The 13,889-nt window shown below is 64.2% G+C and carries 13 protein-coding genes; 9 read left to right on the top strand and 4 right to left on the bottom strand.

Going from position 1 to position 13,889, the window contains the following annotated elements; all coding sequences use genetic code 11:
* Nucleotides 1-88: 88 nt before the first annotated feature.
* A complete protein-coding gene (locus tag V6U71_RS02690; RefSeq protein ID WP_054724721.1) occupies nt 89-526 on the top strand; it encodes an Lrp/AsnC family transcriptional regulator in 438 nt (145 codons plus the stop codon).
* Nucleotides 527-541: 15 nt separating this feature from the next.
* Here V6U71_RS02690 and V6U71_RS02685 read toward each other — a convergent pair whose 3' ends face one another.
* A complete protein-coding gene (locus V6U71_RS02685; protein ID WP_411340879.1) occupies nt 542-1,018 on the bottom strand; it encodes a methylated-DNA--[protein]-cysteine S-methyltransferase in 477 nt (158 codons plus the stop codon).
* Nucleotides 1,019-1,128: 110 nt separating this feature from the next.
* Here V6U71_RS02685 and purT point away from each other — a divergent pair, with 110 nt between their 5' ends.
* Nucleotides 1,129-2,310 carry a formate-dependent phosphoribosylglycinamide formyltransferase gene (gene purT / locus V6U71_RS02680; RefSeq protein ID WP_411340878.1) on the top strand — a complete coding sequence of 394 codons (1,182 nt, stop codon included), beginning with the start codon at nt 1,129-1,131 and terminating at the stop codon, nt 2,308-2,310.
* 69 nt (nt 2,311-2,379) lie between these two features.
* Here the strand turns inward: purT and V6U71_RS02675 are convergent, their stop codons facing one another.
* Nucleotides 2,380-3,006: a hypothetical protein gene (locus tag V6U71_RS02675; RefSeq protein WP_411340877.1), complete on the bottom strand. Its 627-nt coding sequence runs from the start codon at nt 3,004-3,006 to the stop codon at nt 2,380-2,382.
* A gap of 160 nt (nt 3,007-3,166) precedes the next feature.
* Here V6U71_RS02675 and polA point away from each other — a divergent pair, with 160 nt between their 5' ends.
* The 5 genes from polA (at nt 3,167) to V6U71_RS02650 (ending at nt 10,728) form a co-directional block, all read left to right on the top strand.
* A complete protein-coding gene (gene polA / locus V6U71_RS02670) occupies nt 3,167-5,977 on the top strand; it encodes a DNA polymerase I (protein WP_411340876.1) in 2,811 nt (936 codons plus the stop codon).
* Nucleotides 5,978-6,080: 103 nt separating this feature from the next.
* Nucleotides 6,081-7,778 carry an Hsp70 family protein gene (locus V6U71_RS02665; protein WP_411340875.1) on the top strand — a complete coding sequence of 566 codons (1,698 nt, stop codon included), beginning with the start codon at nt 6,081-6,083 and terminating at the stop codon, nt 7,776-7,778.
* Nucleotides 7,775-9,367 carry a hypothetical protein gene (locus V6U71_RS02660; protein WP_411340874.1) on the top strand — a complete coding sequence of 531 codons (1,593 nt, stop codon included), beginning with the start codon at nt 7,775-7,777 and terminating at the stop codon, nt 9,365-9,367. Before V6U71_RS02665 ends, V6U71_RS02660 begins: the two co-directional genes overlap by 4 nt.
* 32 nt (nt 9,368-9,399) lie before the next feature.
* Complete coding sequence (locus tag V6U71_RS02655; protein WP_411340873.1) at nt 9,400-9,897, top strand: hypothetical protein; 498 nt, start codon at nt 9,400-9,402, stop codon at nt 9,895-9,897.
* Between the two features lie 147 nt (nt 9,898-10,044).
* Nucleotides 10,045-10,728, top strand: a complete 684-nt coding sequence (locus V6U71_RS02650; protein WP_411340872.1) for a CDP-alcohol phosphatidyltransferase family protein — start codon at nt 10,045-10,047, stop codon at nt 10,726-10,728.
* An 18-nt stretch (nt 10,729-10,746) separates the two neighbouring features.
* On the opposite strand, the gene V6U71_RS02645 is transcribed toward V6U71_RS02650, so the two are convergent.
* Nucleotides 10,747-11,637, bottom strand: coding sequence for a prephenate dehydratase (locus V6U71_RS02645; RefSeq protein ID WP_411340871.1), 891 nt, complete (start codon nt 11,635-11,637; stop codon nt 10,747-10,749).
* Nucleotides 11,638-11,816: 179 nt separating this feature from the next.
* Between V6U71_RS02645 and V6U71_RS02640 the strand changes: the two genes are divergently transcribed.
* Together V6U71_RS02640 and V6U71_RS02635 are read left to right on the top strand one after the other, a co-directional pair.
* A complete protein-coding gene (locus tag V6U71_RS02640) occupies nt 11,817-12,485 on the top strand; it encodes a c-type cytochrome (protein WP_411340870.1) in 669 nt (222 codons plus the stop codon).
* Entirely contained in the window at nt 12,485-12,919 is a 435-nt protein-coding gene (locus V6U71_RS02635; protein WP_411340869.1) for a c-type cytochrome, read from the top strand. Before V6U71_RS02640 ends, V6U71_RS02635 begins: the two co-directional genes overlap by 1 nt.
* Nucleotides 12,920-12,968: 49 nt before the next feature.
* On the opposite strand, the gene V6U71_RS02630 is transcribed toward V6U71_RS02635, so the two are convergent.
* Nucleotides 12,969-13,844 carry an LOG family protein gene (locus V6U71_RS02630; RefSeq protein ID WP_411340868.1) on the bottom strand — a complete coding sequence of 292 codons (876 nt, stop codon included), beginning with the start codon at nt 13,842-13,844 and terminating at the stop codon, nt 12,969-12,971.
* Between the last annotated feature and the right edge of the window lie 45 nt (nt 13,845-13,889).

Below are 13,889 nucleotides of genomic sequence, written 5' to 3'. Positions count from 1 at the left end.
CGAAATCGTCATCTCGACTTGAAAATTGATCGGATCTGGTAAATTTGAATAGCTCCACTATGCAATTTGCCAAAATCCGAGAATCCTGATGGCCATCGCAAAATTCATCCCCGACGACCTCGACCGCCGCATCATCGCGCATCTGCGCGTCGACGGCCGCGCTTCGCTATCGAAACTGGCCGGGGCGCTCGGGGTGGCCCGTGCGACTGTGCAGAACCGGTTGGACCGCTTGCTCGACACCGGGGCGTTGCTGGGCTTCACGGTGCGCGTGCGCGAGGATTATGACGATCTCGACATTCGCGCGGTCATGCTGATCGAGGTCAGCGGACGATCGACCACGCAGGTCATCCAGAAACTGCGCGGCATTTCCGAAATCCGGACGCTGCACACGACGAACGGCAATTGGGATCTCATCGCCGATATCAACGCGCGAAGCCTTTCGGACTTCGACCGCGTGCTGCGCGAGGTGCGCATGATCGACGGCGTCGAGAACAGTGAAACCAGCCTGTTTCTCAGCACGATATAACCGGCCGAAGACGTCCTATCGCTCGAGTTCGAGCAGGAACGCCTTCGCCTCCAGCCCGCCCGCAAAGCCGGTCAGCTTCCCAGTCGATCCGACGACCCGGTGGCATGGCGCGATGATCGAGATGGGATTGCGGCCGTTGGCGGCGCCCACGGCGCGCGAAGCACCAGCATTGCCGAGCTGATGCGCGATCTCGCCATAGCTGCGCGTCTCGCCGAACGGGATGGCGAGCAGCTCCCGCCAGACGCGCTTCTGGAAATCGCTTCCCGCAAAGGACAGCGGCACGTCGAACTCGCGGCGCTCGCCCGCGAAATATTCGCCGAGTTGCCGCTCGGTTTCGACCAGCACCGGATGCGTGTCATCCTCGGTCAACGGGCCGAGCCGGACGCGCCCCGGCCGGTCGTTTTCCCACAGGATCGCGGCAAGGCCTTCGGCATTGGCGACCAGCGTCAATTCGCCGACCGGGGACCAGATGGTTTTGAAATAGTGAGTCACGGCTTCGATCCTGTCATTCGCTGTCGCACTTTGTCGATGAACTTCATATGGCAAGCGCGAGACAGCGGCGCGTCCCGAATCTTGCGCCCAACATCGACGGAAAGATTGCCATGACTCCCACCGCCAAAATCTTGCTGCTCGGCTCGGGCGAACTCGGGCGCGAATTCGTGATCTCCGCCAAGCGGCTCGGCTGCCATGTCGTCGCCTGCGACAGCTATGCCGGCGCGCCGGCGATGCAGGTCGCCGACGGGTTCGAGGTCTTCTCGATGCTCGACGGCGATGCGCTGCGCGCCACGATCGAAAAGCACCGCCCCGATCATGTCGTGCCCGAGGTCGAGGCGATCCGCACCGAAGTGCTCGCCGAGCTGGAGGCCGAAGGCTTTCACATCGTCCCGTCGGCGCGCGCCGCAGAGCTGACGATGAACCGCGACGCGATCCGCGACCTCGCGGCGAGCGAGCTTGGCCTCACCACCTCTACCTTCGAATATGCGACGAGCCGCGACGAACTCGCTGCGGCGGCGACGCGGGTGGGTTTCCCGCTCGTCGTCAAGCCGGTGATGTCGTCGTCGGGCAAGGGACAGAGCACGGTCAAGGACGCCGCCGGCATCGACGCCGCATGGGACTATGCCGCCGCGGGCATGCGCGGCGACCGCCTGCGCGTGATCGCCGAGGCCTTCATCGATTTCGATTATGAGATCACCCTGCTCACGGTGCGTCACAAGGATGGCGTCAGCTTCTGCCCGCCGATCGGCCACCGGCAGGAACGCGGCGACTACCGCGAAAGCTGGCAGCCGGCGGCGATGTCCGCGGCGGCGCTGCAGTCGGCGCAGGATATGGCGACCAAGGTCGTCGATGCGCTGGGCGGACACGGCATCTTCGGGGTCGAATTCTTCGTGAAGGGTGACGCGGTGATCTTCTCCGAGCTGTCACCCCGCCCGCACGATACTGGGATGGTGACCCTGATCTCGCAGGATCTGTCGGAATTCGACCTCCATGCACGCGCGATCCTCGATCTGCCGGTCCCCGCCATCGCGGTGCCCGACGCGAGCGCCAGCGCCGTCCTGCTCGCCGATCGCGAAGCGCAGGATTTCGCGATCACCGGTCTCGCCGATGCGCTGGCCGCGCCGAACGCCGGAACCTCGGTCGATGCCCGCATCTTCGGCAAGCCGGTGACGCGGCCGTATCGCCGCATGGGCGTGACGCTCGCAAAGGTCGCGGGCGGCACCACCGACGAGGCCCGTGCCGCAGCGGTCGCGGCGGCGGCAAAGCTGACGATCGATTATCGAGAATAGACGCGCGCGCTCCGACCGTCCGCTAACGACCGCTTGCGGACATCTATTTCTGCCCGCGATCAGCAGACGCTATTTCTCTAGAATGAGGAAGGAATCTGTCGGCCGCCCCGCGGCCGCCTTTGATATATAACTACACCCGGGCGGTCCCATTGCGGTGTAATAATATGCGGTATGCTGCCTCTCCCATTTGGAGCCGCGTTTCCGAAAGGTAATGCCAAACGGCACTCCCGCGCACGGGGTAGCCATAACGCCTGACAGAAAGGCCTTCCCGTTCTTCACCAAGACGCGTTGAAGCCTGAAGGTTGCGGAAGTCTCGCACTCTTCCAGCTTTCCTGCCCTCACATGGAAAGGGCCCGCATCCAGCTCTTCCGCCGACGCCAACTTGGTCGGTCGCGGTTCAAATTTTGCCGAAACCGATTTTAGATCTCTGAGATATTTTCGTTCGACTTTGCTTTTCCGGGCCGGCCCGGGGAGCTTTTGCAGCCATTCGAGCGAGTTGGCGTCGAGGCCTTCCAAGGTGGTGTTAAAGCAGAATGAACTGAGTTTCCACGCCGTCATGTCGCCGAGAAGGAAATCACGAACCAAAACATCTTCGTCGCGAAACGTTGCGTCGCTATTTGATCTCGCAGGCGAGGTGATCGCACATGCTCCTAAACACGCCATAAGGGCAATCTTCGATCCAAAGCGGCGGTGCATGAAGGAGTCATCCTGTGTCTGGTCCTACCGACCGCAACTTATAGGCTGCAATTTGCTAATGCCTGCTTTCTCTTCCAAGCGGACACCCCGGTCTTCGCTCGGCAACGCCTCGCGCGGACATAGCTAGGCCGTCCCTCATCCCCCTGCTACACCCCGCGCCATGTCCGAGAAGAATCATCTCTATCTGGTCGATGGCTCCAGCTACATCTTCCGCGCCTACCACCGCCTGCCGCCGCTGACGAACCCGATGGGTGTGCCCGTTGGCGCGGTTTACGGCTATACGACGATGCTCTGGAAGCTCGCGAAAGACCTGCATGACGCCGACGGGCCGACGCATCTTGCGGTCATCCTCGACCATTCGAGCCAGTCGTTCCGCAACGAAATCTATGACCAATACAAGGCGAACCGGCCCGAGCCGCCCGAGGATCTGCGTCCGCAATTCCCGCTGATCCGCGACGCAACGCGCGCCTTTTCGCTGCCGTGCATCGAGATGGAGGGGTTCGAGGCCGACGATCTGATCGCGAGCTATGCGGAGGCGGCGGTGCGCGCGGGCTGGGACGTCACGATCGTCAGCAGCGACAAGGATCTGATGCAGCTGATCCGCGAGCCCGCCGAGGGACCGCAGGTCGACATGCTCGACACGATGAAGAATGTCCGGCTCGGCCTCGAAGCGGTGAACGAGAAGTTCGGCGTCACCCCCGATCTGGTCGGCGACGTGCTCGCGCTGATGGGCGACAGCGTCGACAATGTTCCCGGCGTGCGCGGCGTCGGCCCCAAGACCGCGACCAAGCTGATCCAGGAATATGGCAATCTCACCGCCGCGCTCGACGGTGCCGCGACGATGAAGGCCAGCAAGCTGCGCGACAATTTGATCGAGCATCGCGCGATGGCCGAACTGTCGCGCATCCTCGTCGACCTGAAGCGCGACTGCGACCTGCCCGACGCGCTCGACGACCTGAAACTCGGCGCGATCCCGCCGCTGCCGCTCAAGGCCTTCCTCGACGAGCATGGTTTTCGTTCGCTTTCGGCGAAGCTCGACCTCGGCGCGACGCCGGGCGGGCCGCCGACGCTGCCGCGAGCGGCCAGCACCCCCGCTGCCGCGCCGGACGCGCCCTCGACGCCGACGCTCCCGCCGATGCCGCCGATCGACCGTTCGCTGTACGAGACGGTGACGACGATCGAAGCGCTCGACCGCTGGATCGAAGCGGCCCGCGCCGCGCATGTCGTCGCGGTCGACACCGAGACCGCGACGCTCGACAGCGTCACCGGCGAGCTCGTCGGGGTCAGCCTGTCCACCGGCCCCGGCAAGGCCTGCTATATCCCGCTTGGCCACGGCGGCACCGACATGTTCGCCGAAAAGCCCGAGCAGGTTCCGCTGAACGACGCGCTCGGCCGCCTCCACGCGCTTTTCGCCGACGAGGCGGTGCTCAAGGTCGGGCACAACCTCAAATATGACATCGGCGTGCTCGCGCAGCACGGGCTGACCATCGCGCCCTATGACGATACGCTGGTGATGAGCTTCGCGCTCGACGCGGGCAAGCACCAGCACGGGCTCGACGAACTGGCGAAGCTGCATCTCGACCATGTCTGCATCTCGTTCAAGGAAGTGTGCGGCACCGGCAAGTCGCAGATCAGCTTCGCCGAAGTCCCGCTCGATCGTGCGACGCATTATGCCGCAGAGGACGCCGAGGTCGCCTGGCGCCTCTGGAAACTGCTCAAGCTCCGCCTGCCGCTCGAAGGCGGCACGCGCGTCTACGAAATGGTCGACCGGCCCCTCGCCGCGATCGTCGAGACGATGGAGCGCGCGGGCATCATGGTGAACCGCGACTATCTCGCGCGGCTGTCGGGCGAATTCGCCAACGACATGCTGCGCATGGAGGGCGAGATTCACGAGCTCGCCGGCCAGCCCTTCACCATCGGCAGCCCCAAGCAGCTCGGCGAAATCCTGTTCGACAAGATGGGGCTCAAGGGCGGGCGCAAGGGCAAGTCGGGCGACTGGTCGACCGACCAGAGCGAGCTCGAACGCCTCGAACGCGACGGCGTGCCGATCGCGCGCAAGATCCTCGAATGGCGCCAGCTGTCGAAGCTCAAATCGACTTACACCGACGCGCTGCAGCAACAGATCAATGCGAAGACCGGCCGCGTCCACACCAGCTACAGCCTCGTCGGAGCGCAGACCGGGCGGCTGTCGTCGACCGATCCCAATCTCCAGAACATCCCGATCCGCACCGAAACCGGCCGCCAGATCCGCGACGCCTTCATCGCGGCGCCGGAGCATGTGCTGATCGCCGCCGACTATAGCCAGATCGAACTGCGTCTCGCGGCGCATATGGCCGACGTCCCCGAACTCAAGGAAGCCTTTGCGCAGGGGCAGGACATTCACGCCGCGACCGCAATCGAATTGTTCGGCGAGGTCAACCGCGACACGCGCGGCAAGGCGAAGACGGTCAATTTTTCGATCCTCTACGGCATCTCGCGCTGGGGTCTTGCGGGCCGGCTCGAGGTCACGCCCGACGAGGCGCAGGCGCTGATCGCGCGCTATTTCGAGCGCTTCCCCGGCATCAGCGACTATATCACCGACACGCTCGATAGCGCGCGCGCCAAGGGTTATACCGAGACTTTGTTCGGTCGGAAAACCTGGTTCCCGCGCATCAAGGCGGCGAGCCAGAACGAACGCGCGGGCAGCGAACGCGCCGCGATCAACGCGCCGATCCAGGGCACCAGCGCCGACCTGATCAAGCGCGCGATGGCGCGCATGCCGGCAGCGCTCGAAGCCGCCGGGCTCGGCGACGTGAAGATGCTGCTGCAAGTCCACGACGAACTCGTCTTCGAGGCGCCCGAGGACAAGGCCGCGGCCGCGGGGGACGTCATTCGCGCCGTCATGATGGCCGCCGCCGAGCCAGCGCTCACCCTCTCGGTGCCGCTCGAGGTCGAGATCGGCGTCGGCAAGAGCTGGGGCGACGCGCATTGATTCGCGGATCAACTTTGCGTTGATCCGCGAAACGAGTTGAGGCACGTCGCGTGATGGGAGCGATCTTCAGCATCGCCATTTCAGGGGTTCGTTTGGGGGCAGGATGATCGTCGGCATCGATTTGGGTACGACCAACAGTGCAGCGGCAATTTTCGACAATGGCGAAACACGGCTGATCCCCAACGCGCTGGGCGATCTGTTGACGCCCTCGGCGGTGGCCGTCCTGCCGGATGGAACGACGCTGATCGGCAAGCCTGCCCTCAATCATTGGGTGCCGAAACCCGCCGAAGCCGCCACCAGCTTCAAACGCTTCATCGGCACCAACCGTACGATCAAGATCGGCCGCCATTCGTTCAAGGCCGAGGACATGTCGGCGATCGTCCTCCGCAGCCTGAAGGAGGATATCGAGGCCGCGACCGGCGAAGAGGTGACCGAGGCGGTCATCACCGTTCCCGCCTACTTTAACGACAAGCAGCGCAAGGCGACGCGCCGCGCCGGCGAGTTGGCCGGACTCAAGGTCGCGCGTCTGCTCAACGAGCCGACCGCTGCGGCGCTCGCCTTCGGCATCGCCGATAAGCAAGACCGCGAGCCTTTTCTCGTGTTCGACCTTGGCGGCGGGACGTTCGACGTATCGATTGTCGAGATGTTCGATGCGATCGTCGAGGTGCGCGCCTCATCGGGCGACAACCGGCTCGGCGGCGACGATTTCACCAACGCGATCGTCGCGCATTGGATGGAGATGCACGAATTTCCGTCCGACATACGGCGCAACCTGCTCGAAGCGCGGCTGTTTCAGGTCGCCGACACCGCCCGGCGGATGCTGACCGACCAAGCCGAAGCGAAGCTCGCCCTGACGCTAGGCGATCGGCAGTTCGAACTAACGATCACAGCCGAGCAATTCGAAAGGCTGGCCGAACCGCTGCTGACCCGTCTGCGCGATCCGATCCTGCGCTCGCTCCGCGAGAGCAATCTCCGAATCGAAGCGCTGAGCGACATCGTCCTCGTCGGCGGCGCAACGCGGATGCCGATTATCCGCAAGGCCATCACCAAGATGTTCGGCCGTTTTCCCAACCATATCGTCCATCCCGACCATGCCGTTGCTATCGGCGCGGCGATACAGGCCGGGCTCGTCGCACGCAACGCGGCGCTCGATGAGGTCCGGCTCACCGACATCTGCCCATTCACGCTGGGCGTCGAGGTAACCGAATATGACAGCCACGGCCGGCTGCGCGGCGGCCTTTTCTCGCCGATCATCAGCCGCAACAGCCCGACACCAATCAGCCGCACAAACAATTATGCGTCGATGTCCGACAATCAAAGCCACATCAGGCTCAATATCTACCAAGGCGAATCGCGCGAGGTCGCGAACAATATCCAGCTTGGGACGATGGAATTCCCCATCCCGAAAAAGCCCGCCGGACAGGTTTCGATCGATTGCCGCTTCACATACGACAGCTCGGGCCTGCTGGATGTCGATGTCACCATCCCCGAAACCGGCGAGACGCGCTCGATGCTGATCGCCGACGATGGCGAGGCTTTGACTCCCGAGCAACTGAAGACCCGGCGCGAGCAACTTGCGGCGCTCAAAACCCACCCGCGCGATGTTGCCGAAAACCAATATGTTGTCGGCTGGGCGGCCCGCCTCTACGAAGAGTTCATCGACGAGCGGCGTGAACATATCGGACGCATGCTGCTCCAATTCGAAGGCGTGCTCGAAACCCAGGATCCACGTGAGATCGAGACGGCGCGCGGATCGCTGGCCGCGGCGCTGGAAGAGCTGGAACGGGATTACCGGCTGTGACCGCCGCCCACTGGCCGTGGACGATCCTGGAGATTGCCGCCACGGACGACCGCAAGACGATCCGCGAAGCTTATTCGCGTCTGCTCAAGACGCTCGATCATGATGCCGAGACCGAGGCCTATATGGCATTGCGCGACGCGCGCGATGCCGCATTGTCGGGGCAGTTTCTCCATCCCGAAACGGCCGGCGAAGAAGATGATGATTTCGGACTCGGTACGCCGCTGCCCGACGACCGCGAGCGGGTGCGAAGCGAGGAACCGGCGGCTGGCGGCGCACCTCAGGAAAGACCGGTCTTCACCGTCGAATATAATGATGAAGACCATCGGCGGTTCCAGCGCGTCGTCGATCTTTTCGTTGGCGAAAATGCGCTGACGGCAGCTGAAACCGAGGAACTTGAACAGCATATCGACGCGCTGTTCGCCGACGAACGCATGGCCGATCTCGGCCATTACGCCCGCATCGAAGCATGGCTCGCCCAACTGCTCGCCGAACGTTTTCCGCGCGGCGCCGACCTGTTCCCCAAGGTGGCGGAATATTTCCATTGGGCCGCGCGCGCGCACGAACTCGGCATCCATCCGGCGATCCCCTGGCTGTTCAATGCACATGAGGGCCACAGCCTGGTCCGCGAAATCGAGACGCCCGGCCACGCCTATCATCGCGAATGGGCCGAACTGACGCGGGGGAAGCCCGAGGGCATGCTTTGGATGCGGCGGATCGACAAACCGCGCATGTCCAATCTGATCGCGACGGTGCGCCGCGACTATCCTTGGCTGGAGCAGGAGCATTGGCAGCCCGCGCTTGTCGCGCGCTGGGAAAAGAAGGTCGAAGGTGGTGGGGTCAAGGGGCCGGGCGCCTGGACCTGGGCTATTATCGCCTTTCTGGCCCTTTCGGCAATCGGCCGCCTCGCCGGAAGTGACTCATCGCAGATTGATCATAATCCGGCCGCCGTCGCGGCGCTGTCGGCCGCAAACACCGACAAGCATATCGCCGAATTCATCGGCACCTTTCCATATGCAAGCGCGGACGGACGATCGGTGGAAACTCTACGCGTCGAAAGCCCGAAAACCTATGCCACGCTGCAGCGCGTCGCCGCCGAATTCGACACGCTCGATGAAGCCCGCAACCGCATCATGATGCGAGAGATTACCGAGACCTATTATCTGATCATCGATAAGCTTCCCTATGAATTGCAAGTCGCTGATGCGAGATTCCGTGCGGCGATGATCAAGAAGATGAAGGACAATCCACGGGGTTGTGCGGATTTCATCCGCAATCCGCGAACCTACCTCCGGCAGGGGAACAGCACTGCCTACATCGCGCCGGACTATCAGTATCGGATGTTCTCGGTTGTACACGATCAGTATGATGATCGAGAATGGGCCCTCGTTCACAAAAACGCTAGCATTCCGGGTGAATTGATCGGAAGGTTGATTAAGCGCTCGGGGGTACCGGAAGCCAGGGTGCGTAAGGTTTTGAGCTCAAGCATGGCACCCGAAGCCGATGTCTGCCGCACGACGGGCAGTTTCTACGAGTTGCTGACCGAAATTCCTGCCAAAGAAGCGAGCCAGATATTGCCCGCTGTCTTGTAACATCGATCGGAGCCATTTGCTTGCGTGTCCTCATGTCCGCCCTGCTTGCGGTCGCCGTCATTTCAACCGCTGCCGCGCAAGATGCATTGCCGCCAGTCACAGCGCCAAATGACGCACCGCCGTCCATAGCCGACACCGACGTCCGCCAATTCGCCGCCATCGCGGGGCGCAAGGTCGTCGGGCACCCGGTCGGCGGTCCGGTCGCGACCGCCGACAAGGTGCTGCTCCTCGTGCGCGACGACAAGGGTTTTCCCGATATCGTCGCCAGCTTCGGCCTGCCCGCGCGCCAGTCGCTGCCGCCGCCGCCGAAGGGCACGCTCGCGATCATTCGCCTGCACCAGCGGTCGACAACCATCGTTCCCGGCCCGACCGACGACGACCTTGCCTTTGTCGGGGCGAACCGGATTCCGCTGTTCGTCATCGGCGAATGGGCGCGTCCGGCACCGATGTGGGAGGTCGCGTGGGTCGACGATGGCGTCCGCTTCCGCACGATCGGCGAGGTCGGCGAAATCGGGCCCTGGCGCGAATAGGCGGCTGGCGCCCGACGTTGGACGCGTTTGGGAGGCCTCCCGTCCCCTTGGCCCGCTCCAGCACTATCTTCCGCGGCCAAGGCGAACTATGACGCTGCGGTGACGTCTGGCTGACACAGATGTGACAGTCCTCCGCGAAAGACGAGCATGAGCAGCAATCCCCGCATCCAGACCACCGTGACACCGCCGGTCCGTATCCAGCAAAATATTCTGGCGCGAAGCGAGCGGCGGCTGCTGAACTGGATCTGCCCGCGCCTGCCTCGCTGGGTGACCCCCGACCAGCTCACCATATTGGGCTTCCTCGGCGCGGTGCTCGTCGCCGCAGGCTATATATTGAGCTGGCAGGACAGCGAATGGCTCGGCCTGTCGTTGGTCGGTTACATCGTCAACTGGTTCGGCGACTCGCTCGACGGCAGCCTTGCCCGCTGGCGGCGGATCGAGCGCCCCGCTTATGGCTATTTCGTCGATCACAGCGTCGACGCCGCCGCCACGCTGCTGATGATCAGCGCCATCGGCATGAGCCCCTATCTGCGGCTCGACGTCGCGTTGATGGGGGTCATCGGCTATTTCCTGCTGTCGATCCACACCTTCCTCTCCGCGAAGGTGGTCGGCGAATTTCGCCTGTCCTACATGGCCGGCGGTCCGACCGAACTCCGCCTGATGCTGATGGCGATGACGATGGCGATGCCGATCGTCGGCGGCGGCGACATTCGCGGCACCAATTTTTCGCCGTTCGACCTGTTCGGTCTGTTCGTCGCCAGCATCCTCGTGACGCTGTTCGTCGTGCAGAGCTTTGCGTTGGCACGGACGCTGCGCGCCCGCGGTAAGTGATGCGCGCCAAAGCCAGCCCTAGGGCCGGACCCGAGCCTGACGATAGGTCCCGAGCAACCGCAGCGATTTGGTCTGGAAATCCAGTTCCTCGAGCGCCCGGTCGATATGGTCCTCGCCCGGCGCGCCGACGATGTCGGCGTAGAATTTCGTCGCCGCGAAGCTGCCGCCGACCTGATAGCTCTCGAGCTTGGTCATATTGACGCCGTTCGTCGCGAAGCCGCCAAGCGCCTTGTACAGCGCAGCAGGAATATTCTTCACCTCGAAGACGAAGGTCGTCATGAGCGGCACGCCCTGCGGTACTTCGGCGAGCGGTTCGCGCGCCAGCACGACGAAGCGCGTCATATTGTGGTCGGCGTCCTCGATCCCGGCTTCGTGCAGCGTCAGCCCGTACAGATCGGCGGCATGCGGCGGCGCCACTGCGGCAAGGCCGACTTCGTCGCTGTCGGCGACCCACGCCGCCGCGCCCGCCGTATCGCTGTGCGCGACCGGATCGATATGGTTGGCGCGCAGCCAGTGGCGGCACTGGCCGAGCGCCTGCTCGTGGCTCATCGCGCGGGTGATCGGTCCGAGGTTGCGGCTCATCAGGCCGTGGCGGATGCGCAGGAAATGTTCGCCGACGATCGACAGACCGGATTCGGGAAGCAGGAAGTGGATGTCGGCGACGCGGCCGTGCAGGCTGTTTTCGATCGGGATGATCGCGCGGTCAACCCGGCCTTCGCGAACGGCATCGATCGCATCCTCGAAGCTGTAGCAGGGGAGCGGCAACGAATCCGCCGCATATTCGCGCGCCGCAAGGTCGCTGTTCGCACCGGGCGCGCCCTGAAACGCCAGCCCGCGCGCCGGTTCGGCGAGCGCCGCCGCCGTCATGGCGTCGACCAGATGCTGCGCGGATGCCGAATAACTGCCCATGACCACCTTCCTCAACCGGAGCGGCGGCGCATAGCCGGGCGACGAAGCGTTCGCAACTCGCGCGCGACTCGGCGATCGGCCATTTCATCCCCTTGCGCCACCGTGCCCGCGCCAGTAAGGGAGCGACCAAATCATATCGTGCGTCCAGAGCGGGCGCCAGCGAACGGGGCTGCAAGAGCATGGACAATCGCAACAACACTATTGCCGGATGGGTACTTTTTGCCGGCATTTGCGCGCTGGGCCTGACGATCGGATCGGGCATGCTGTTCGCCGGTCACGCCCCCGAAAAGCCTGGTTTCCCCATCGAGGACGCCGAAGGCGGTGCCGGCGGCGGCGAATCGGCCGTGCCGCTCGGCAACCTGCTCGCTGCGGCCGACGTCGCCAAGGGCGAAGCGGTGTTCGCGAAATGCGCCGCCTGTCACACGATCAATTCGGGCGGCGCCAACGGCATCGGCCCCAACCTCTATGGCACGCTGGGCGAGGAAATCGGCCACGGCAAGCATGGCTTCGCTTTCTCGACCGCGCTCTCGGGCATGGGTGGTAGCTGGGACTTCGAAAAGATGGACGCGTGGCTGACCAGCCCGCGCAAGTTCGCGCCCGGCACGAAAATGTCGTTCGCCGGCCTTGGCAGCGCCGAGGATCGTGCCAATCTGCTCGTCTATCTGAACGCGCAGGGCTCGAACCTGCCGCTGCCCGCCGCCGAGGCGGCCCCGGCCGCCGATGCCGCCGCTCCCGCGGAAGGCGCTGCGGCGCCGGCCGAAGGCGCGGACAAGGCTGCCGCAGCCCCGGCCGAGGGCGCTGCGCCCGCCGCCGGTGCGGCCCCCGCTCCGGCCGAAGCCAAGAAATAATGCGCACCCTGCCCGTCCTGCTGGCGGGCGCGCTTGCCCTCGCCGGCTGCGGCAAGAGCGAACCGGCGGCCGATTCGGCGACGACCGGCGAGGCTGCCGCCGAAGCGCCCGCCGCTGCGATCGAACCGACCGCGGCAATGGGCGAGCAGATCTTCAAGCGCTGCACGGCCTGCCACACGATCGACGCCGGCGGCCGCAACGGGATCGGTCCCAACCTGCACGGCGTCGTTGGCCGCGCGGTCGCCTCGCACGAAGGTTTTTCCTATTCGGGCGCCATGAAGGCGAAGGGCGGCATCTGGGACGAAGCGGCGCTCGACACCTATCTCGAAGCGCCGATGAAGGCGCTGCCCGGCACACGTATGGCCTTTGCCGGCGTAATCGATGCCGCCGACCGCAAGGCGCTGATCCTGTATCTGAAAGAACAGTCGAAATAGCTTTCGACCACCCTCCCCGCCGCTTTTGCGACAGGGAGGATTTCGGCGCTCAATGCGTCTCTTCGATATTCGCGTAGAAACCGTCGATGATCGCCCACGCCTCGGCGGCGGTCTCGACGAAGGTGAAGAGGTCGAGGTCGCGGGCGCTGATCACCCCCTCCTCGACCAGCGCGTCGAAATTGACGACGCGGTGCCAGAACTCCTTGCCGAACAGCACGATCGGGATCGGCTTGATCTTGCCGGTCTGGATCAGCGTCAGCAGCTCGAACATCTCGTCGAAGGTGCCGAAGCCGCCGGGGAACACCGCGACGGCGCGCGCACGAAGCAGGAAGTGCATCTTCCTGAGCGCGAAATAGTGGAACTGGAAGCTGAGGTCGGGGGTGACGTACCGGTTCGGCGCCTGCTCGTGCGGTAGCACGATGTTGAGCCCGATCGACTCACGACCCTCGTCGGCGGCGCCGCGGTTCGCGGCTTCCATGATCGACGGTCCTCCGCCCGAGCAGACGACGAAATGGCGGCAACCCTTGTCGTCGCACGGCACTTGGCTAGCGAGCCGCGCCAGCGCCCGCGCTTCGTCGTAATAATGCGCCTTCGCCTTCAGCCGCCGCGCGATGTTGCGCTGGACATCGTCGGTCGCCGCGGTTTCCAGCGCGTCGGCCTCGTCGGGTTCGGGAATGCGCGCCGAGCCATAGATGACGAGCGTCGATTCGATCCCCGCTTCGTCGAGCAGCAGTTCGGGCTTGAGCAGTTCGAGCTGGAAGCGCACCGGGCGCAAATCCTCGCGCAGCAGGAAGTCGGTATCCTGAAAGGCGAGCCGGTAAGCGGCACTGGCGGTCTGCGGTGTGGTGGTCGCCTGTTCGGCGAAACGCGCGTCGTCCTTGGCCTTGTGGAAACGCGAACGATGGGGCTGCTTGTCTTTCGTCATGGGCGGACGGCTACCCGCTCGGCGCCGCTTTGCCAAGCCGCGCGG

The sequence above is a fragment of the Sphingopyxis sp. J-6 genome (assembly GCF_046603995.1).
Classification (GTDB): Bacteria; Pseudomonadota; Alphaproteobacteria; order Sphingomonadales; family Sphingomonadaceae; genus Sphingopyxis.
This window is presented reverse-complemented; position numbering and strand designations above follow the sequence as displayed.

Coding starts and splice junctions, on each gene's coding strand:
- V6U71_RS02655 (WP_411340873.1), top strand. CDS start 9,400: ATGTCCGCCCTGCTTGCGGTCGCCGTCATTTCAACCGCTGCCGCGCAA.
- V6U71_RS02675 (WP_411340877.1), bottom strand. CDS start 3,006: ATGCACCGCCGCTTTGGATCGAAGATTGCCCTTATGGCGTGTTTAGGA.
- polA (WP_411340876.1), top strand. CDS start 3,167: ATGTCCGAGAAGAATCATCTCTATCTGGTCGATGGCTCCAGCTACATC.
- V6U71_RS02630 (WP_411340868.1), bottom strand. CDS start 13,844: ATGACGAAAGACAAGCAGCCCCATCGTTCGCGTTTCCACAAGGCCAAG.
- purT (WP_411340878.1), top strand. CDS start 1,129: ATGACTCCCACCGCCAAAATCTTGCTGCTCGGCTCGGGCGAACTCGGG.
- V6U71_RS02650 (WP_411340872.1), top strand. CDS start 10,045: ATGAGCAGCAATCCCCGCATCCAGACCACCGTGACACCGCCGGTCCGT.
- V6U71_RS02645 (WP_411340871.1), bottom strand. CDS start 11,637: ATGGGCAGTTATTCGGCATCCGCGCAGCATCTGGTCGACGCCATGACG.
- V6U71_RS02640 (WP_411340870.1), top strand. CDS start 11,817: ATGGACAATCGCAACAACACTATTGCCGGATGGGTACTTTTTGCCGGC.
- V6U71_RS02665 (WP_411340875.1), top strand. CDS start 6,081: ATGATCGTCGGCATCGATTTGGGTACGACCAACAGTGCAGCGGCAATT.
- V6U71_RS02635 (WP_411340869.1), top strand. CDS start 12,485: ATGCGCACCCTGCCCGTCCTGCTGGCGGGCGCGCTTGCCCTCGCCGGC.
- V6U71_RS02690 (WP_054724721.1), top strand. CDS start 89: ATGGCCATCGCAAAATTCATCCCCGACGACCTCGACCGCCGCATCATC.